The sequence below is a fragment of the Caulobacter sp. genome (assembly GCF_035254145.1).
In the GTDB taxonomy this organism is placed as follows: Bacteria; Pseudomonadota; Alphaproteobacteria; order Caulobacterales; family Caulobacteraceae; genus Caulobacter.
The window spans coordinates 1-19,175 of record NZ_DATFAV010000155.1 but is presented as its reverse complement, the minus strand read 5'-3'; the positions used below and the strand labels follow the sequence as shown (position 1 = coordinate 19,175).

20 protein-coding genes and 1 pseudogene are annotated in these 19,175 nt (G+C 67.2%); 11 read left to right on the top strand and 10 right to left on the bottom strand.

Features of this window, described 5'->3' with window-relative positions:
- Positions 1–236: pantoate--beta-alanine ligase (locus VJ655_RS09160; RefSeq protein ID WP_324110761.1), on the bottom strand; the 236-nt coding region annotated here is incomplete at its 3' end.
- A 299-nt stretch (positions 237–535) separates the two neighbouring features.
- Between VJ655_RS09160 and VJ655_RS09155 the strand changes: the two genes are divergently transcribed.
- The 3 genes from VJ655_RS09155 (at position 536) to VJ655_RS09145 (ending at position 3,303) form a co-directional block, all read left to right on the top strand.
- The gene (locus VJ655_RS09155) at positions 536–1,372 is read left to right on the top strand and encodes a division plane positioning ATPase MipZ (RefSeq protein WP_324110760.1); all 837 of its coding nucleotides are present in this window, start codon (positions 536–538) and stop codon (positions 1,370–1,372) included.
- Positions 1,373–1,445: 73 nt separating this feature from the next.
- Positions 1,446–1,880, top strand: a complete 435-nt coding sequence (locus VJ655_RS09150) for a J domain-containing protein (RefSeq protein ID WP_324110759.1) — start codon at positions 1,446–1,448, stop codon at positions 1,878–1,880.
- Between the two features lie 184 nt (positions 1,881–2,064).
- Positions 2,065–3,303 carry a PLP-dependent aminotransferase family protein gene (locus tag VJ655_RS09145; protein WP_324110758.1) on the top strand — a complete coding sequence of 413 codons (1,239 nt, stop codon included), beginning with the start codon at positions 2,065–2,067 and terminating at the stop codon, positions 3,301–3,303.
- A 173-nt stretch (positions 3,304–3,476) separates the two neighbouring features.
- On the opposite strand, the gene VJ655_RS09140 is transcribed toward VJ655_RS09145, so the two are convergent.
- Positions 3,477–4,799, bottom strand: coding sequence for a D-alanyl-D-alanine carboxypeptidase (locus VJ655_RS09140; protein WP_324110757.1), 1,323 nt, complete (start codon positions 4,797–4,799; stop codon positions 3,477–3,479).
- 292 nt (positions 4,800–5,091) lie between these two features.
- On the opposite strand from VJ655_RS09140, the gene VJ655_RS09135 reads away from it, so the two are divergent.
- From VJ655_RS09135 to VJ655_RS09120, 4 genes are all read left to right on the top strand, one after another.
- Positions 5,092–5,526: a TIGR01841 family phasin gene (locus VJ655_RS09135; RefSeq protein ID WP_324110756.1), complete on the top strand. Its 435-nt coding sequence runs from the start codon at positions 5,092–5,094 to the stop codon at positions 5,524–5,526.
- Between the two features lie 127 nt (positions 5,527–5,653).
- Positions 5,654–6,115, top strand: a complete 462-nt coding sequence (locus VJ655_RS09130; protein WP_324110754.1) for a RidA family protein — start codon at positions 5,654–5,656, stop codon at positions 6,113–6,115.
- Complete coding sequence (locus tag VJ655_RS09125; RefSeq protein ID WP_324110753.1) at positions 6,115–6,888, top strand: glycerophosphodiester phosphodiesterase; 774 nt, start codon at positions 6,115–6,117, stop codon at positions 6,886–6,888. Before VJ655_RS09130 ends, VJ655_RS09125 begins: the two co-directional genes overlap by 1 nt.
- Complete coding sequence (locus VJ655_RS09120) at positions 6,885–8,045, top strand: GNAT family N-acetyltransferase (RefSeq protein ID WP_324110752.1); 1,161 nt, start codon at positions 6,885–6,887, stop codon at positions 8,043–8,045. Before VJ655_RS09125 ends, VJ655_RS09120 begins: the two co-directional genes overlap by 4 nt.
- Positions 8,046–8,065: 20 nt before the next feature.
- Here VJ655_RS09120 and VJ655_RS09115 read toward each other — a convergent pair whose 3' ends face one another.
- Together VJ655_RS09115 and VJ655_RS09110 are read right to left on the bottom strand one after the other, a co-directional pair.
- Positions 8,066–8,554, bottom strand: coding sequence for a pyridoxamine 5'-phosphate oxidase family protein (locus VJ655_RS09115; RefSeq protein ID WP_324110751.1), 489 nt, complete (start codon positions 8,552–8,554; stop codon positions 8,066–8,068).
- Between the two features lie 65 nt (positions 8,555–8,619).
- Positions 8,620–9,228 (bottom strand): DUF4287 domain-containing protein, encoded by a 609-nt coding sequence (locus VJ655_RS09110; protein WP_324110750.1) that lies wholly within the window; start codon positions 9,226–9,228, stop codon positions 8,620–8,622.
- A gap of 53 nt (positions 9,229–9,281) precedes the next feature.
- Between VJ655_RS09110 and VJ655_RS09105 the strand changes: the two genes are divergently transcribed.
- Entirely contained in the window at positions 9,282–9,716 is a 435-nt protein-coding gene (locus VJ655_RS09105; RefSeq protein WP_324110748.1) for an HIT family protein, read from the top strand.
- Between the two features lie 169 nt (positions 9,717–9,885).
- On the opposite strand, the gene clpA is transcribed toward VJ655_RS09105, so the two are convergent.
- The 6 genes and pseudogenes from clpA to VJ655_RS09075 form a co-directional block, all read right to left on the bottom strand.
- Positions 9,886–12,216 (bottom strand): ATP-dependent Clp protease ATP-binding subunit ClpA, encoded by a 2,331-nt coding sequence (clpA, locus tag VJ655_RS09100; protein ID WP_324110747.1) that lies wholly within the window; start codon positions 12,214–12,216, stop codon positions 9,886–9,888.
- A 13-nt stretch (positions 12,217–12,229) separates the two neighbouring features.
- Positions 12,230–12,559: an ATP-dependent Clp protease adapter ClpS gene (gene clpS, locus VJ655_RS09095; protein WP_099576690.1), complete on the bottom strand. Its 330-nt coding sequence runs from the start codon at positions 12,557–12,559 to the stop codon at positions 12,230–12,232.
- 26 nt (positions 12,560–12,585) lie between these two features.
- A pseudogene (locus tag VJ655_RS09090) lies at positions 12,586–12,761 on the bottom strand (hypothetical protein).
- 22 nt (positions 12,762–12,783) lie between these two features.
- Entirely contained in the window at positions 12,784–14,040 is a 1,257-nt protein-coding gene (locus VJ655_RS09085; protein ID WP_324110746.1) for a DNA polymerase IV, read from the bottom strand.
- 9 nt (positions 14,041–14,049) lie between these two features.
- Positions 14,050–14,940: an ROK family protein gene (locus tag VJ655_RS09080; RefSeq protein WP_324110745.1), complete on the bottom strand. Its 891-nt coding sequence runs from the start codon at positions 14,938–14,940 to the stop codon at positions 14,050–14,052.
- Positions 14,937–15,584, bottom strand: a complete 648-nt coding sequence (locus VJ655_RS09075) for a hypothetical protein (RefSeq protein WP_324110744.1) — start codon at positions 15,582–15,584, stop codon at positions 14,937–14,939. The genes VJ655_RS09080 and VJ655_RS09075 overlap by 4 nt, the downstream gene beginning before the upstream one ends.
- 121 nt (positions 15,585–15,705) lie before the next feature.
- Here VJ655_RS09075 and divK point away from each other — a divergent pair, with 121 nt between their 5' ends.
- From divK to VJ655_RS09060, 3 genes are all read left to right on the top strand, one after another.
- The gene (gene divK / locus VJ655_RS09070) at positions 15,706–16,083 is read left to right on the top strand and encodes a cell-cycle response regulator DivK (protein WP_062097996.1); all 378 of its coding nucleotides are present in this window, start codon (positions 15,706–15,708) and stop codon (positions 16,081–16,083) included.
- A complete protein-coding gene (locus tag VJ655_RS09065; protein WP_324110743.1) occupies positions 16,080–17,444 on the top strand; it encodes a PleD family two-component system response regulator in 1,365 nt (454 codons plus the stop codon). The genes divK and VJ655_RS09065 overlap by 4 nt, the downstream gene beginning before the upstream one ends.
- A 90-nt stretch (positions 17,445–17,534) precedes the next feature.
- Positions 17,535–19,175: alkaline phosphatase family protein (locus VJ655_RS09060; RefSeq protein ID WP_324110742.1), on the top strand; the 1,641-nt coding region annotated here is incomplete at its 3' end.

The following is a 19,175-nucleotide window of genomic DNA, read 5'->3' as shown; positions in this document are numbered from 1 at the left end:
GCCTCGCCGCGTGGATAGGCGTCGAAGTCCTCGTGCGGCGCGAACTGCTTGGGATTGACGAAGACGCTGGCGATCACGCGGTCGGCGTTCTGCTGGGCCAGGCGGATCAGCGACAGGTGCCCCTCGTGCAAGGCGCCCATGGTCGGGACCAGGGCCACGCGCTGGCCGGCGGCCTTCCAGGCGCGAACATGCTCGCGCATCTGCGCGACGGTGCGGACGATGGTCGGTTGGCTCATGACGGCCTCCACGCATACAGGCGAGCCTGTCTGGGTTAGATGGGACCATCTAACCCGGATAAACAGGCTCGAATTCATAGACTTAGAGCGCGTTTGATCGGTTTAGCCGCTCAAACGCGCTCTGGGGCTTATGGCCCCGGCGCGCGCGAAGGTCCACCGCGACGCGGCGGAAACCCAAAACCGGCGCTGCGACAATTAGGTCTGTGGATTGAAGCCGTTGACCCCATGAGGCCGGGGTAACATCGTGTTAACCTTCAGTCCAAGGTCGCGCGAGTCGCGACGTATCAAGGATCGAACTCATGGCCGAAACGCGGGTCATCGTCGTCGGCAACGAGAAGGGCGGGGCGGGCAAGTCGACCATCGCCGTCCATCTCGTGACCGCGCTGCTCTACGGCGGCGCCAAGGTCGCGGTCATCGACCTCGACCTGCGCCAGAGCACCTCGGCGCGGTTCTTCGAGAACCGTCTCGCGTGGCTCGCCGCCAAGAAGCTCGAACTGCCCGAACCGCTGCTGTTGCGGTTGTCGGAGGACGACATCGCCCTGGCGGAGAAGTCGGAAGACGAGCAGGTCGCCGGCTTCGAGGCCGCCTTCGCCAAGGGCCTGGCAGAGTGCGACTTCGTGCTGATCGACACCCCAGGGGGCGACACCGCCGTCTCGCGCCTGGCCCATGGCCGCGCCGACCTGATCGTCACGCCGATGAACGACAGCTTCGTCGACTTCGACATGCTGGGCCACGTCGATCCTGTGAGCATGGAGCTGACCAAGCCCAGCCTCTATTCGCTGACCGTCTGGGAAGCGCGCAAGCAGAGGGCGCTGTCGGGCCAGCGCCAGGCGCTCGATTGGGTCGTTTTGCGCAATCGATTGGCCACCACCGAGGCCCGCAACCGCAAGCGCCTGGAAGACCGTCTGACGGCCCTGGCCAAGCGCGTGGGCTTCCGCATCGGGCCTGGGCTGCGCGACCGCGTGATCTATCGCGAACTGTTCCCGTTCGGCCTGACCATCGCCGACCTATCGCCGCAGGTGCGTCCGGTGCCGGTCTCGCTGCAGCACCTGGCCGCGCGTCAGGAGCTGCGGGCCCTGATGCACAGTCTGGGCCTGTCGGCCTATTCGGGCGAGACCTTGCTGGCGGCGCAGTAGTCCAAGAGCTACATGGTTTGATGAGCGGGCGGCCGGGGAGACCTCGCCGCCCGTTTTCGTGTCTGGAGTCGTGATGATCTATCTGCTGCTGGGCGCGGCCATCCTGGCCTTCCTGCTCTGGCCGCGCCGCCGGACCCTGCTGAAGGGCGACGGCTGGCGAGTGGGGGCGGGCGTGGCCGCGATCGTCGCCTTCGCCTTCGCCGCCTACGCCACCATAAGGGGTTCGTGGGGCACGGGGATCGTGCTGGGCGTGGTCGGTCTTTGGAGCATCACCGAGGCTCGCCGGCGCCCGGTCATCCGGCGGGAGCTCGTCCATCCGCCGCGCCCCGAACTCAGCCTCTCCGAGGCCCGCGCGATCCTGGGCGTGGGTCCCGAGGCGACGCTGGCCGAGGTCAAGGCGGCCTATACGCGCCTGATCCAGATGGCCCATCCAGACAAGGGCGGCACCGAGGGGCTGGCCGCCCAGCTGAACGCCGCGCGGGATCGTTTGATCAAGAGGCGCAGCTGAGCTAGGACTTGCGACCATGATCAACCGCGAACGCTTCTGGCGCCGCCGCTTGCCGAACCTCTTCATGAGGGGCGGCCCGACCTGCTCGGTATGACGCCCTGATCCTCGCTCAGGCGAGCCGCTTCCTCTCGTGAGGATGGGCGCGGCTCAAGGACGTCAATTCAGTTCGGACTTCGATCACCCCATGACCAATCACACCCACGACTGGGCCTCGCGCTTCAGCGACCGCATGACCCGCGTCCGCGCCAGCGAGATCCGCGAGCTCCTGAAGCTTCTGGACCAGCCCGACATCCTGTCGTTCGCCGGCGGCATCCCCGACCCGGGCCTGTTCCCCGCCGAAGAGATCCAGAAGGCCTACGAGGCGGTGCTGGCCGATCCGGCCCAGGCCGCCCAGGCGCTGCAATATTCGGTCAGCGAGGGCTATCTGCCGCTGCGCCAGTGGATCGCCGAGCGCATGAGCCGGGACGGCATGCCGTGCGAGCCGCACAACATCATGCTGACCGCCGGCTCGCAGCAGGCGCTCGACCTGATCGGCAAGCTGTTCATCTCGCCGGGCGGCACGGTGATGGTGGCCCGTCCGACCTATCTGGGCGCTCTGCAGGCCTTCAACGGCTACGAGCCGGCCTATCTCGACCTGCCCGAGGGCGCCTTGAGCCAGGGCGTCGACGCTGGCGCCTTGATGGCCGGCCGGACGCCGCGCCCGCTGGGCTATTTCGTCCCCGACTTCGCCAATCCCACCGGCGTCAGCCTGACCCTGGCCGAGCGCGAGGCCCTGCTGGGCCTGGCCGATCAACTGGACATGACCCTGGTCGAGGACGCCGCCTATCGCGAACTGCGGTTCGAGGGCGAGTCGACGCCGACCCTGCTGGCGCTGGACATCGCCCGCTCGGGCGGCATCGACCACTGCCGGACCATGTTCCTGGGCACGCTGTCCAAGACCCTGTCGCCGGCCTTGCGGATCGGCTGGGTCTGCGGCCCCAAGGCGGTGATCGAAAAGCTGGTCCTGCTGAAGCAGGGCGCGGACCTGCACGTCTCGACGATCAACCAGATGGTCGCCCACCGGGCGGTCTCCGAGGGCTATGACCAGCACCTGCACCGCCTGCGCGGCGCCTATGGCCACAAGGGGCGGGTGATGCTGGCGGCCCTGGAGCGGACCATGCCCAAGGGCGTGACCTGGTCGCATCCGGAGGGCGGCATGTTCGTCTGGATCGACCTGCCGGAAGGGATCGACGGCGCGGCGCTGCTGGCGCGGGCGATCAAGGAGGAGCGCGTGGCCTTCGTGCCGGGCGCGCCGTTCTTCGCCGAGGTCCCGAGGGCCAACGCCATCCGCCTCAGCTATTCGCTGCCCACGGACGCCCAGATCGAAGAAGGCGTCGCGCGCCTAGCCCGCCTGATTGGGCGGGTGCTGGCGGAGGCAAAATAGGTCGTCATCCTGGCCTCAGCGCGACGGCCCCTGGGACCCGGATAGCCTCTGCGAGGCTTCCGGGATGACGAGAAAATTGTAAGCAGCCATGAATGAGAAGGGCGCTGCGTGAAGCCACGCAGCGCCCTTCGTTTGATCTGGACCCCCGGCGTTCGCCGGGGAGGTCGGCTCAATCAGCGCGGCGACAGCACCATGCAGGGCACGCGCTTGGCCTTGAGGGCCGAGCAGGCGCTGCGGGCGGCGTCGGCCGTCAGGCCCTGGAACTGGGCGCGGAACGTGCCGCCGGCGCCTTCCACGGCGGCCTCGGCGTCGGCGACGACCTTGGCGAAGCGGCCGCGCACCAGCTTCAGCTGATCGTTGGCCAGCGACTTGGACTTGAAGGCGCCGACCTGAACGGCCCATTCGCCTTGCGGCTTCTTCGAAGCCTTTTGGGAGGCCGGCTTGGCGGCGGCCTGGGCGGCGCGCAGGGTGGGGGAGACCTTCACCGGGCCCGGATTGCGCGGGTTCTCGGTCAGCACGATCTTCAGGCCGGCCTGGTCGCCGTCGCCCTGTTCGACCGACGGACGATCGATCGGACCCGAGGGCTCGTCTTCGTACATGTTGGCCGCGATGGTGGTGCGTTCGCCGTGCGAGCGGCGCTTCATTACGTCGAAGCCGGTCAGCAGCAGGTCTTCCATGTTGTTGTCGCGCCAAGCGGTGGACGGTCCGCCCAGCACCACGGCGATCAGGCGGCGGCCGTCACGCACGGCCGAGCCGGCCAGGTTGAAGCCGCTGGCGTTGGTGTAGCCGGTCTTCAGGCCGTCGAAACCTTCCATGCTGTCGAGCAGGCGGTTGTGGCCCTTGATGTAATTGCCCCGGAACGTGAAGCCCTTCACCGAGAAGTAGCTGTAGTACTGGGGAAAGTCGCGCATGGTGGCGCGCGACAGGATGGCGAGGTCGCGAGCCGTCGAGATCTGGCGGCTGTCGGGCAGGCCCGAGGCGTTCACGAAGCGGCTGTTGCGCATGCCCAGTTCCTGACCGCGCAGGGTCATCAGGGCGGCGAATCGCGACTCGCTGCCGGCCAGGCGCTCGGCCATGGCCACGGCGACGTCGTTGGCGGACTTGACGGTCATGGCCTTGATGGCCTCGTCGACGCTGAGGCTATCGCCGGGGCGCAGGCCGATCTTGGTCGGCGCCTGGGCGGCGGCGCGGGGCGACATGACGACGCGGTCGGTCAGCTTCAGCCGACCCTCGCTGAGCGCCTCGAAGGTGAGGTACAGGGTCATCACCTTGGTCACCGAAGCCGGGTAGCGAGGGCTGTCAGCCCTTTTGTCGTAAAGGACTTCGCCCGAATTGGCGTCGACCACGATCGCCGCGTACTTAGGCTCCGAAGCGTTCAGTTGCAGATAGGGTATGGTCGCCGAGGCGGTGGTCGGCGTCAGGGCGCCAACGAGGCCCGCCAGCGCCAGGCCGGCGGCGACGAACATGGAACGAGCGGCGTTAAGCTTGGCGAACATGATGGACGTCCGTCATTTGAACTGAGCGGTTCCGCACCGCCACACGCGTGTCCCTACCATGATGGACGGTCCCTTTCGCTAAAGTAAACAAGTGGTGAGCGAACTTGCCGCGGTCGCGAAAAAATTGAGCGCGTGGTTCCAATGCTGCAGCTTGCCCTAGGGTTATGGTGCGCTGCACAAAATTCTTGACTGCTGCAGTGCAACATGGCAAACCATTGTTGTCCCAAACGTAGATGGGCGAGTTGCAGCTCGGCCCTCACGCCCCGCCCTCCGTCCTCCCCAGGAGTTTCCCATGGCCGCCGCCGAAACCATCAAGACCACCGTCGAGCAATTCACCTCGGCCTCGAACCAAGCGTTCAAGGACGGCGTCGAAAAGTCGCTCGCCGCCCTGGCCGAAGCCAACACCCATTCGAAGAAGAACCTGGAAGCCGTCGTCGCCTCGGTGACCGCCGCCACCAAGGGCGCTGAAGCCCTGGGCGCCCAGACCTTCGCCTACGGCAAGAAGGCCGCCGAAGATCAGGTCGCCGCCGCCAAGTCGCTGGCCGCCGCCAAGAGCGTCCAGGAAGCCGTCGAACTGCAGACCGCCTGGGCCAAGTCGGCCCTGGAAGCCTACATCGCCCAGGTCAGCAAGGCCTCGGAGATCGTCTCGGCCTCGATCAAGGACTCGGTGAAGCCGCTGAACGAGCGCGTCAGCGCCGCCGTCGAGAAGTTCCAAGCTGCTCGCTAAGAGCGTCAGATCGCGTCCCGCCGACGCGATCCACGATCAGGGCCCGGACCGAAAGGTTCGGGCCTTTTTTCTTTTGCGCCTCGGCCTGGCGCGTTAAGCATGCCGGACAAATCAGCGGAGCGCGTGCATGTCGAAGGTCGAGGACCGCCTGAAGGCGATTGGCGTGGAGTTGCCCCAGCCCGTGGCGCCGGTGGCCAATTACGTGCCCTTCGTCCGCACTGGGAACCTCGTCCAAATCTCCGGCCAGATCTCGCTGGACGCCGCCGGCGGCATCCGCGGCACGGTCGGCGTCGATGTCGACCTGGAGACCGCCCAGAAGGCCGCGCGGCTGTGCGGGATCAATCTGCTGGCCCAGATGAAGGCGGCCTGCGACGGCGACCTGGACCGTGTCGTGCGCGTCGTGAAGCTTGGCGGCTTCGTCCAGGTCGGCCCCGACTTCCTCGACATCCCCAAGGTCGTGAACGGCTGCTCGGACCTGATGGTCGAGGCCCTGGGCGACGCCGGCCGCCACGCCCGCTCGGCGGTGGGGGTCTACAAGCTGCCTCTCGGCTTCGCCGTGGAGGTCGACGCGGTGGTGGAGATCGCCTGATGCGCGCGCGCGAACGCCCCTCGACCGAAACCTTCGGCGAGGCGTGGGAGCGCCTGTTCGACCCGCCGGTGGCCCATCGCGGCCTCTGGACGCCCGATGGCGCGCCCGAGAACTCCCTGGCCGCCTTCCAGGCCGCCTGCGCTGGCGGCTACGGGGTCGAGCTCGACGTCCAACTGACCGCCGACGGCGAAGCCGTGGTCTTCCATGACGAACGCCTGGAGCGGATGACGGGCCGGGAAGGGCGCGTGCGCGACCATACCGCCGCCGACCTCGGGACCATGATGCTGAAGGGGACCGACGAGGTCATCCCGACCCTGGCCGACACCCTGGCCCTGATTGGTCACCGCGCCATGGTGTTCATCGAGTTGAAGACGCCCTTCGGTGAGGTCGGGCCCCTGGAAAAGCGGGTCACCGAGGTGCTGGTCGACCACAATGGCCCGACGGCCGTGATTGGCTTCAATCCCTATTCCCACGCCTGGTTCGCCGACCATCATCCGCAGATCCTGCGCGGTTTGGACAGCTATGGCTGGAACGACGAGGGCGCCCGCAAGCTGGCCCCCGAGATGCGCAAGTCCCTGGCGGCGCTGGAGCAGGTGGAGTTGGCGCGGCCCGACTTCCTGGCCCTGGGCCTGGACATGTTGCCCAGCCCGCGCGCCGACCTATATCGCGCCAAGGGTATGCCGGTGATCGCCTGGACCGTCCGCAGCCCCGACCAGTGGGAAGGCGTGCAGGACCATTGCGACAACCTGATCTTCGAGGGCTTCAACGCGTGAGTTCAGTCCGGCCGGCGGTTCGCGTCCATCGCGCGATCGCCGAGATCGGCAAGGACGCTTGGGACGCCTGCGCCGCGCCCACCGGCGATCCGTTCGTGTCCTACGACTTCCTGTCGATCCTGGAGGAAAGCGGCTGCGTTTCGGCCCGCGCCGGCTGGGCGCCGCAGCATCTGTCGATCGAGGACGAAGCCGGCGCCGTCGCCGGCGTCATGCCCCTCTATCTGAAGTCCCACAGCCAGGGCGAATACGTCTTCGACCATGCCTGGGCCGACGCCTACGAGCGCGCCGGCGGCCGCTACTATCCCAAGCTCCAGTGTTCCTCGCCGTTCTCGCCGGTGACCGGGTCGCGACTGGTCGTTCGGCCTGATGTCGACGCCGACGACGGGCGATCGGCCCTGCTGGGCGGAGCCCTGACCCTGTGCGAGCGCATGGGGGCGTCGTCGCTGCACGTCACCTTCCCGGTCGAGGATGAGTGGCGCTGGATGGGTGAGCGCGGGATGCTGCTGCGGCAGGACCAGCAGTACCACTGGGAAAACCGCGGCTACGCCACCTTCGACGACTTCCTGGCGGCCTTGTCGGCCAATCGTCGCAAAACCATCCGCCGCGAGCGGCGCGACGCCCGGGACGGCCTCGAGATCGTCGCGCTCACGGGCGGTGAGCTGACCGAGGACCACTGGGACGCGTTCTTCGCCTTCTACATGGACACTGGAAGCCGCAAATGGGGGCGGCCCTATCTGAACCGGCGCTTCTTCTCGCTGCTGCAGGAGCGGATGGCCGACAGGGTGCTGTTGATCCTGGCGCGGCGGCCGGGCGGTCCCTGGATCGCGGGGGCGCTGAATCTCCTGGGCCGCGACTGCCTCTACGGCCGCCACTGGGGCTGTGTCGAGGACGTGCCGTTCCTGCACTTTGAGCTCTGCTACTACCAAGCCATCGAGCATGCCATTCGCCTGGGCCTGCCGCGCGTCGAAGCCGGGGCCCAAGGGCAGCACAAGATCGCGCGCGGCTATCTGCCGAGCCCGGTCTATTCGGCGCACTGGATCGCCGATCCGGCGCTACGCGAGCCCGTGGCGCGCTATCTCGAGCGCGAGCGCGAGGCGGTCGCGGCGGATATCGACATGCTGACCGAGGAATATTCGCCGTTCCGGGAGGAGCGGTAGGCTCCTCCCGTGGCGGGCGCCTACTGCAATCGCACCTCGGCGACCTTGTCCTTGTAGTCCTTCTTCGGATCGGCCCCGAGCATCATCTTCACGCCGGCGAACAGGCTGTTCTCGTTCAGCCAGATCTGGGCGTCGCCCGGTTCGAAGCGCAGCAGGCGCAGCTTCGGATCGTTCTTGCCATCGTACCAGGCGGCGATGAAGGGGTTCCACAGGCGCTCGATGGTCTCGCGGTCGTTGTTGACGCGCATCCGGCCCTCGACCGTGGCGAACAGGTCGTGGCCCTTGGAGGCGAAGGTCAGCAGGGCGTCGCGCTCGCCGCCTTCAACCGCGCGGACCAGATCGACATCGACGGCGCTGAAGATCCAGATGGGGCCGGAGTGATCGCCCTCGAATACGGCGGTCATCGGCTGGGGGCGGCCGTTCTCGTCGTCGGTCAGGCCCAGCATCACGGTGCGGTCGGACTTGAGGGCCTTCCAGAACTTCTCGGCCAGATCGGCTTGATTGGACATCGCGGGTCTCCTTCGTTCGGGAGACCAACGAAGGCGGATCGCCTGCGTTCCTACCGTGAAGCTGGTCAGGAGCGCTCCCACGCCTGTTTCAGGAGCGCGGCGACCTCGTCGTCGACCTCGGCGGGCGAGGCCAGCGGCAGCTTGGCTTTCAGGCGTTCGGACCAGCCCTCGTTCTTGGGCTCGGCCAGGCGCGGCGAGGCGTCAGGCGCGACCGCCAAGCCCAGCATGGCCTTGCCGCCCCTGACGGGCTTGAGGGCGGCGAACTGCACCTTGTTCGACCAGGCCGTGTAGCCCTTGCGCTGCCCCGTCACGAGGCTGGGAAACGCCGCCACCACGGCCTCGACGGTGGCCAGGATCGCCGTGGACTGCGGATCGGTCCACAGGGCCTGGCGGAGACCGTCGGCGTCGTCCCAGCCGCCCGCCTCCGGGAAGGCGACCGCGAAGATGTGGGCGGCGCGGTTTTGGCCCACGCCATAAGCCGCCTTCAGCCATTCGGCCCGGGCCTTGGGACGCGTCTCGGGACACTCGCGCCGGACGATCTCGACCCATTGTTCGATCGTCTTGCCCGTGTCGCGCTCCAGGCTGGCCTGGACCGAGGCGAACCATTTCCGCTGACGTTCGGTGAGACCCTGGGGTTTGGCGTCGGAGCTCGTGCCGGTCGTGTTCATGCCCATGGTTGCGCGCCTGCCCTCATTTGCTACGACCGTTGCGTCACAAGGAGACGGTCATGAGCCTGGACGGACGCTACGACGCCGACAACATCTTCGCCAAGATCATCCGCGGGGAGATTCCCAGCGTGAAGGTGTTCGAGGACGACAAGGTCCTGGCCTTCATGGACGTCTTCCCGCAATCGCGCGGCCACGCCCTGGTGATCTCCAAGGTCAGCCAGGCGCGTAACCTGCTCGAGGCCGAGCCCGAGGTGCTGGCCGAGCTGATCGCCGCCACCCAGACGCTGACCCGGGCGGTGGTTTCCGCCCTGAAGCCGGATGGCGTGATCGTCACCCAGTTCAACGGCGCGCCGGCGGGACAGACGATCTTCCACCTGCACTTCCACGTGATCCCCCGCTACGAGGGCCAGCCGCTCGGCCGGCATGGGGAGGGCGGCATGGCGAATACCGACGAACTCAAGGCCCTGGCGGCGAAGATCGCGGCGGCGCTTTAGCGGCTCAACTCTAATGGATTAGTTTCGGCAGGGCCGTGTAGAGCGCCAACAGCAAGGCCATGCCGCCGAGCAACCGTTTGTTCTCGTTCGCCCGCAATTTTCGGGCGAGGCATGAACGAAAAAGGCCCGGATCGCTCCGGGCCTTTCCGTCTAGTCCGAGGCCGGGGCCTTACTCGGCCAAGGCCGGTTCGGCTTCGTCGGCCTTCGGCTTGGCGTCGCCGCCGTGGCTGTCGATCTCGAACTCGATCTTGCCGTTCACCAGCACGACCTTGACGTGACCGCCGCGGACCAGACGGCCGAACAGGATGTCGTCGGCCAGCGGCTTCTTGATGTGCTCCTGGATGACCCGGGCCAGCGGACGGGCGCCGTAGAGCTCGTCGAAGCCGTTCTTGGCCAGCCAGTCGGCCGCGTCGTCGCTGAGTTCGATCGTGATGTTGCGGTCGGCCAGTTGGGCCTCCAGCTGCATGACGAACTTCTGCACCACCTGGCGGATGATCTCCGGCGTGAGCGGCTTGAAGGCCACCACGGCGTCCAGGCGGTTGCGGAACTCCGGCGTGAACAGGCGCTTGAGGGCGGCTTCCTCTTCACCCTCGACCTTCGAGCGGCCGAAGCCGATCGAATTGCGTTGGGCGTCCGAGGCCCCCGCATTGGTGGTCATGATCAGGACCACGTTGCGGAAGTCGACCTTCTTGCCGTTGCTGTCGGTCAGGGCGCCGTTGTCCATCACCTGCAGCAGGATGTTGTAGACATCCCCGTGCGCCTTCTCGATTTCGTCGAGCAGGACGACGGCGTGCGGGTGCTGGTCGACAGCGTCGGTCAGCTGACCGCCCTGATCGAAGCCGACATAGCCGGGAGGGGCGCCGATCAGGCGGCTCACGGTATGGCGCTCCATGTACTCCGACATGTCGAAGCGCAGCATCTCGATGCCCAGGGTCTGAGCCAGCTGCTTGGCGGCTTCGGTCTTGCCGACGCCGGTAGGGCCGCTGAACAGGTACGAGCCGATCGGCTTGTTCGGTTCGCGCAGGCCGGCGCGGGCCAGCTTCATGGCGGCCGACAGCTGGGCCAGCGCCTCGTCCTGGCCGAACACCGCGCGTTTCAGGTCGGTCTCGAGTTCCTTGAGGGCCTCGGTGTCCGACTTGCTGACCGACTTGGGCGGGATGCGGGCGATCTTGGCGACGACCGTCTCGATCTCCTTGACCCCGATGGTCTTCTTGCGACGGCTTTCCGGCAGCAGCATCTGGCTGGCCCCGGCCTCGTCGATCACGTCGATCGCCTTATCGGGCAGCTTGCGGTCGGTGATGTACTTGGCCGACAGCTCGACCGCGACCTTCAGGGCCTCGGCCGTGTACTTCAGCTTGTGGAAGTCCTCGTAATAGGTCTTCAGGCCCTTGAGGATCTTGATGGTGTCTTCCACCGTCGGCTCGTTCACGTCGATCTTCTGGAAGCGACGGACGAGAGCCCGATCCTTCTCGAAGTGCTGGCGGAACTCCTTGTAGGTGGTCGAGCCCATGCAGCGCAGCGAGCCGGAGGCGAGGGCGGGCTTCAGCAGGTTCGAGGCGTCCATAGCCCCGCCGCTGGTCGCGCCGGCGCCGATCACGGTGTGGATCTCGTCGATGAACAGCACCGCGTTCGGATGGTTCTCCAGTTCCTTGACGACCTGCTTCACGCGCTCCTCGAAGTCGCCGCGATAGCGGGTGCCGGCCAGCAGCGCGCCCATGTCGAGCGAGTAGATGGTGGCGCCTTCCAGGACCTCGGGGACCTGGTGCGTGACGATCTTGCGAGCCAGGCCCTCGGCGATGGCGGTCTTGCCGACGCCGGGGTCGCCCACCAGCAGCGGGTTGTTCTTGGTGCGGCGGCACAGGATCTGGATCGCGCGTTCCACTTCGTTCGCGCGGCCGATCAGCGGGTCGACCTTGCCCTGGCGGGCCTTTTCGTTGAGGTCGACGCAGTAGGCTTCCAGAGCCTCGCCGCCCGTCTTGGTGTTGGGCTTTTCGCCGTCGTCCTCGGTGGCGTTCGAGCCGGCGCTGGCGCCCTTGACGCTCTTGGCTTCGGAGGCGCCGGCCTTCTTGGCGATGCCGTGGGCGATGAAGTTGACCGCGTCGTACCGCGTCATGTCCTGCTCCTGCAGGAAATAGGCGGCGTGGCTTTCACGTTCGGAGAAGATGGCGACCAGAACATTGGCGCCGGTGACCTCTTCGCGGCCCGACGACTGGACGTGGATCACCGCGCGCTGGATCACGCGCTGGAAGCCGGCGGTCGGCTTGGCGTCCTCGTCGTCGTCGACGACCAGCGAGGCCAGTTCGACGTCGAGATAGTTCGAGAGGCTCTTCTTCAGCGCGGCGAGATCGACGTCGCACGCGCGCATCACTCCGGCGGCGTCCTCGTCGTCGGTCAGGGAGAGTAGAAGGTGCTCCAGCGTCGCGTACTCGTGCTTACGCTGGTTGGCGTAGGCGACGGCGCGGTGCAGGGATTCTTCCAGGGGGCGCGAAAAAGAGGGCAATGGGGGAGGCTCCTCAGTCCTTTTCCATGGTGCACTGCAGGGGGTGCTGATGGCGGCGCGCCGAGTCTATGACTTGGGCGACCTTTGTCTCTGCGACTTCGTAAGTGTACACGCCGCATACGCCCACGCCGTTCTGGTGGACATGCAGCATGATGCGCGTCGCATCTTCGCGCGACTTGTTGAAGAACCGTTCGAGGACATAGACGACGAACTCCATCGGAGTGTAGTCGTCATTGAGAATCAAAACTCGATAAAGCGAAGGCTTCTGAGTCTTCGGCTTCACTTCCGTGACGACCGACGATCCAGCGCCGTTACCTTGTCCGCCTTGCTTCCGCTCGGCCATCGACTTGTTCTCTCCCGGCGAGCAAATCACCCGCCTGCCTGAATTAGATATGGAAACGCGACAGCTTTGGAAGAGGCCGATGCGTCGCTGCGCCGCTTTAGCACAGGGGCGCCTCGGTTTTCGGCTTCACGATTGGGAGAGCGAAGGCCGTAGCGAACGGTTCCACGGGGGAGACGTCCAAGTGGTGAACCCATGGCCGCACCGCAAGAGGCGCGAGTCGCGACTCAGCGGCTCTTCAGCGCTCGCCCCGTGACGACGGCCGCGGCGCCGAACTTGCCGCGCAAGGCGTCGATGGCCGTCTCGCTCTTCAGCGACCGGCGCTCCTCGTCGGCGAACATGTCCGAGCCGGCGGTCTCGGCGTCGACGAACTCGGTCAGGCCCGCGCCGATCAGGCGATAGGACAGGCCGCGGGGCTCGGCGGCCAGCAACTCGCGGGCCACCTGGAACAGCGTGCGGGCCGTCTGGGTCGGGATCGCCAGGGTGCGGCGGCGGGTGTGGATCTTGAAATCGGGCGTGCGCAGCTTCAGCGTCGCGACCCGGCCGGCGACGCCTTCCTTGCGGGCCTGCTTGGCGACCTTCTCGCAGAGCGGCCAGAGTTCGTCCTCCAGGTCGTCGCGCTTGTGCAGGTCGTCGTTGAAGGTGGTCTCGGCGCTGATCGTCTTGCGCGCCTGGTCGGGGTCGACGATGCGGCTGTCCTGGCCATGGGCCAGCCTGTGAAGGCGAAGGCCTCCGGAGCCGAGGCGATTGGCCAGCAGCTTGAGGTCGGCGGCGGCGATGTCGCCGACCGTGCGCAGGCCGATCTCGGCGAGGCTGGAGACGGTGGCGGGCCCGACGCCCGGCAGGATGCTGACCGGCTTGTCGGCGAGGAAGTCTTTCGCCTCCGCCGCGCCGATGGCCGAGAAGCCGCGCGGCTTGTCCAGTTCCGAAGCGATCTTGGCCAGGAACTTGTTGGGGGCCAGGCCGATCGAGACCGTCAGGCCGATGTCGCGCTCGATCTCGGCTTGCAGCCTCGCCAGCATCGCCGCCGGCGTCGCGCCGTGCAGGCGTTGGGTGCCCGTCAGATCGATCCAGGCCTCGTCCAGGGAAAGCGGCTGGATCAGCGGCGTCAGCCGGTCGAGCTTCTCGTGGATGCGCCGGCTCTCTTCCTTGTACTTGTGGAAGTTGGGCTTGATGACCACGGCGTCGGGACACAGTTTCAGCGCCTTGAACATCGGCATGGCCGACCTGGCGCCGCTCATCCGGGCGATATAGCAGGCGGTGGTCACCACCCCGCGCTTGCCGCCGCCCACGATCACCGGCTTGTCACGCAGGGACGGATCGTCCCGCTTCTCGACCGAGGCGTAGAAGGCGTCGCAATCCAGGTGCGCGATCGAGAGGGTCCCCAGCTCCTCGTGAAACACGGTGCGAGGCGAGCCGCAGGACGGGCAGCGCGCGGCCTTGGCCTGGCCCGTCCATCCGCAGTCGCGACACAGCGCCTTCATGCAGCGTCCCTAGATCTCCGCGGGCCACAGCCACGCCGCACCGCGCACGCCGGAGCTGTCGCCATGGACGGCCTTCCTGACCGGGGTCTCGAACATGTCCGAGAACACGTGCGGGGCGATGGCGCTTGGCAGGCGCGCATACAGGGCCTCGACGTTCGACATCCCTCCGCCTAGCACGATGACGTCCGGGTCGATCAGGTCGCAGACCACGGCCAGCGCCCGGCCCAGGCGGTCGACATAGCGGTCCAGGGCCGCCAGGGCTCCGGCGTTCCCGGCCGACGCGGCTTCCATCGTCGCCTGGCCGTTCGGAAAGCCGGCGTCACGGGCGAAGCTCGGCCCGGCGATCCAGGTCTCCAGACAGCCCTTGCGGCCGCACCAGCACTCGCGGCCGGGATATTCGGCGGGGCTCGGCCAGGGGAGGGGCATGTGCCCCCATTCGCCGGCCACGCCATTGCGGCCGTCGATGATCTCGCCATCGACCACCACGCCGCCGCCGCAACCGGTGCCCAGGATGGCCGCGAACACCACCCGCCCGCCCGCGCCGGCCCCGTCGGCGGCCTCGGACAGGGCCAGGCAGTTGGCGTCGTTGCTCAGGCGCACGGGGCGCGACAGCCGCTGCTCCAGGTCCTCGCCGAAGCGCTGGCCGTTCAGATAGAGGCTGTTGGCGTTGCGGATCAGGCCGCTCCTGGGCGAGATCGAGCCGGGGATGCCCAGGCCCAGCCGCGCGCAGGTCGCGCCCGCCATGATCTCGGCGTCGGTCACCAGTTCGGCCACGGTCTCGAGCGCGGAGTCGTAGTCGCCAGGATTGGGCTTTCTGACCCGCGCCACGAAGGCGCCGGTCTCGTCGATGGCCGCGGCCTCGATCTTGGTGCCGCCGAAATCGATGCCGAAACGGATCATGCGAACAGGCGCTCCTCGATGGCCTTCTTCAGCAGCGGCCACTCGTCGATACGGACATGGCGGTCGGGCGCGGACGGGGCGAGCGGGCGCAGGCGCTCGTCGCTGACCATCTGGAAGCGTCCGACGGCGGGCGCCCTTTCCGCCACCGATTCCAGCTGCGGCAAAAGATCGTCGATGAAAACCGCCGATCCCGAGGTGCGGCCCGACAGGTCGGCCGCCGCGGGACCCTTGGGGCCGGCGTTGATGATCAGCGGATAGTCGAAGCCATGGGTCTTGAGCCATCGCGCCCGCGACAGGCGGCCATGCTCGGGCGCATTGGTCAGGATGACCACCTCGGCGCGGGTCGAAAGGTCGGCCAAGGCGTCGGCGGCGCCGGCCGCCGGCGGCAGGTCCTCGGCCCCGTCGCGGAAGAAATCGTCGAACAGCGCCTTGCCCGCGATCAGATCGAGGTGTTCCGTCTCTCCAGGGCGATAGATGTTCTGGAACAGGGCGAACCGATCCACCCGCAGTTCGAATCCGTGCCGCGCGATGAACGCGCCAAAGCCCAGCATGAACTGGGCCAGCACTTCGTCGACGTCGACGATGACCAACGGTGCGGTGGGGCTGACCGCGCAGGTCTGAAGATCGGAGTAGCGAGGTTCCATGAGCTCTGGTTGGCCGGTCTAAACGCGATTAGCGCGGGCTTAAGGATATTCGTGCGATCAACTTCTGGAAGACGGCGCGAATCCGTGGGCGTCGCCACATGACCGTATGGTCGGGGTAAGGATGACGAAGAAGGTCCTCATCGTGGAGGATAACGAGCTGAACATGAAGCTCTTTCATGATCTGCTCGAGGCCCAGGGTTACGAGACCCTGCAGACCCGCGAGGGTCTGTCGGCGCTGTCCATTGCCCGTGACAACAAGCCCGATCTGATTCTGATGGATATCCAGCTGCCCGAAATCTCGGGGCTGGAAGTCACCAAGTGGCTCAAGGAAGACGACGAGCTGGCGCACATTCCGGTGGTGGCCGTGACGGCCTTCGCCATGAAGGGCGACGAGGAGCGCATCCGCGAGGGCGGGTGCGAGGCCTACATCTCCAAGCCGATCTCGGTGGTCCACTTCCTCGATACGATAAAGCGGCTCCTCGAGAGGCAGCCTGCATGAGCGCTCGGATCCTCGTCGTCGATGACATCGAGGCCAACGTCCGCCTTCTGGAAGCCAAGCTGGCGGCCGAATACTATGAAGTCTCCACCGCCATGGACGGGCCGACCGCCCTGGCCATGGCGCTTCGCGACCTTCCCGACATCATCCTGCTGGACGTGATGATGCCCGGCATGGACGGCTTCACCGTCTGCCGCAAGCTGAAGGAAGATCCCACCACCCGCCATATTCCCGTGGTGATGATCACGGCGCTGGACGGCCGGGCCGACCGGATCCAGGGCCTGGAGGCGGGGGCCTCGGACTTCCTGACGAAGCCGATCGACGACGTCATGCTGTTCGCCCGCGTGCGCAGCCTGACCCGTTTCAAGCTGGTCATCGACGAACTTCGCCAGCGCGAGGCCTCGGGCCGGCGCATCGGCGTGATCGCCGGCGCCGCCGCGCGCCTGGACGGCCTGGGTGGCCGCGTGCTGGTCGTCGACGACAACGAGCGCCAGGCCGAACGGCTGGCCGGCGAATTGGCCGCCGAACATCGTCCCGTGGTCGAGACCGATCCCGAGAAGGCCAAGATCAGCGCCAGCGGCCCGGTCGACCTGGTGATCGTCAACGCCGCCTCCAAGGGCTTCGACGGCCTGCGCTTCACCGCCTCGCTGCGGTCCGACGAGCGCACGCGCCACTTGCCGGTCCTGGCCATGGTCGATCCCGACGACCGCGCCCGCATGGTCAAGGCGCTGGAGATCGGGGTGAACGACATCCTCACCCGGCCGATCGACCCGCAGGAGCTGGCCGCGCGCGCCAAGACCCAGATCCAGCGCAAGCGCTATACGGACTATCTGCGCAACAACCTCGACCATTCGCTGGAACTGGCCGTCACCGACCAGCTGACCGGGCTGCACAACCGCCGCTACATGGTCGGCCAGCTCGATTCGCTGGTCCGGCGCGCGGCCTTGGGCGGATACGAGGTCTCGGCCCTGCTGATCGACATCGACCACTTCAAGAAGATCAACGACACCTTCGGCCACGACATCGGCGACGAGGTGCTGCGCGAGTTCGCCCTGCGCCTGGCCTCGAACGTCCGGGCCATCGATCTGCCTTGCCGCTATGGCGGCGAGGAGTTCACGGTGATCATGCCCGAGACCCAGATGGCCGACGCCCTGCGTATCGCCGAACGCATCCGCAAGCATGTCTCGGGCTCGCCGTTCAAGGTCGCCCACGGTCAGGAGATGCTGACGGTCACGGTCTCGGTCGGCGTCTCGGCGACCGGCGGCCCCGACGACACGCCCGAGGCCCTGCTCAAGCGCGCCGACGAGGGCGTCTACGAGGCCAAGGCTTCAGGCCGCAACATGGTGGTCGGCAAGGCGGCCTGACGGCGCCCTGTTCGAAGCGCGCGATCCACATTTCAGTCGCGAAACCGTTCCATCCTTGCACGGACGAACCATTCGGGCGAAATCGCTGGGATGAAGAAGACGCTCATCCGCGGCGCGCTCGCCGCCGCCGTCCTGTCGGCCGCGTTCGCCGCGCAGGCCCAGACAAAACCCGATCCCAAGCTGGTGGTCGTGATCTCGATCGACCAGTTCAGCGCCAATCTCTACGCCCAGCACCGGCCCGAGTTCGTCGGCGGCCTGGCGACGCTGAGCCAGGGGATCGTCTATCCCAACGGCTACCAGTCGCACGCCTTCACCGAGACCTGCCCCGGCCACTCGACCCTGCTGACGGGCAAGCACCCCAACAAGACCGGCATCAGCGCCAACGACTGGTACGACCGCGCCACGGGCAAGACCGTCTACTGCCTGGCCGATCCCAGCGTCACGCCGGCCGATGATCCCAAGGGCAGGGCGGTTTCGCCCGCCAATCTGGTCGCCACCACCTATGGCGACTGGCTGAAGGCCGTCTCGCCCCAAAGCCGGGTGTTCGGCGTCTCGGGCAAGGACCGTGGCGCCATCACCATGTCGGGCCACAAGGCCGACGGCCAGTTCTGGTATCAGCCGGGTTTCGGCTTCACGACCTGGGTCGCGGCGGACCAGACGGCGCGGGAGCGCCTGAAGCCCGTCGCCGCCTTCAACGCCAAGCTGGCGGCGGATCTGAAATCGCATCCGGTCACCTGGGACTACGACAAGGCCTCGGCCAAGCGCTGCAAGGCGCTGGAGGCGTCCTACGAGACCGGCGGCCGCCAATGGCGCGCGGCCCTGCCGATCCCCGCGGCCGCCAGCGAGGCCGACCGGCAGCGCGACCTCTACGCCAGTCCGTACACCGACCAGGTGACCCTGGAGCTGGCGACTCGGCTGCGCGAGACCTATCGCCTGGGGGACGGTCCGCAGGTCGATCTGCTCACCGTCAGCCTGTCGGCGACCGATTTTATCGGCCATCGATACGGCACGCGGGGGCCGGAGATGTGCGACCAGATCGCACGCCTCGACCAGCGCCTGGGCGTCTTTCTGAAGAGTCTGGACCAGGTGAAGGGTGGGGTTCTGATCGTCCTGGCCGCCGATCACGGCGGCGCCGATTTCGCCGAGCGACTGGCGGGCGAGGGCTACGGAACCGAGCGCGTGATCGGCAAGCCGTGGATCGTCAAGCTGAACGCCCAGCTGCGCGCCGACCTCGATCTGGCCTGGGATCCGCTGATCGCCGACGGCGGCGTCGACCAGATCTATGTCGTCGGACCGGACCGCAAGACGCCGTCGATCACCGATCACGCCCGCATCACCGCCGCGGCCCTGGTCCTGATCAACCGCGACCCGGCCGTGGCGGAAGCCTTTGATTCCAATGCGATCTTCACGATGGCCCCGGCGCCGGCCGACGCTTCGCCGGAGGAGCTGACGGTCGCCGAGCGCGTGCGCCGCAGCGCCTATCCCGGTCGGGTGGGCGACATCCTGGTGGCCTTCAAGCCCGATCGCGTGCCGGCCACGGCCGGGGCGACCTATGTCTCCACCCACGGCAGTCCGTGGGATTACGACCGGCGCGTGCCGATCCTGTTCTGGTGGAAAGGGGCGACCCCGCACGAGCGCGTCCTGCCGCTCGATACGGTCGATATCGCCCCGACCCTGGCGGCGGTCACGGGCGTGCCGGCGCCGGCCGACATCGACGGCGCCTGTCGGCCG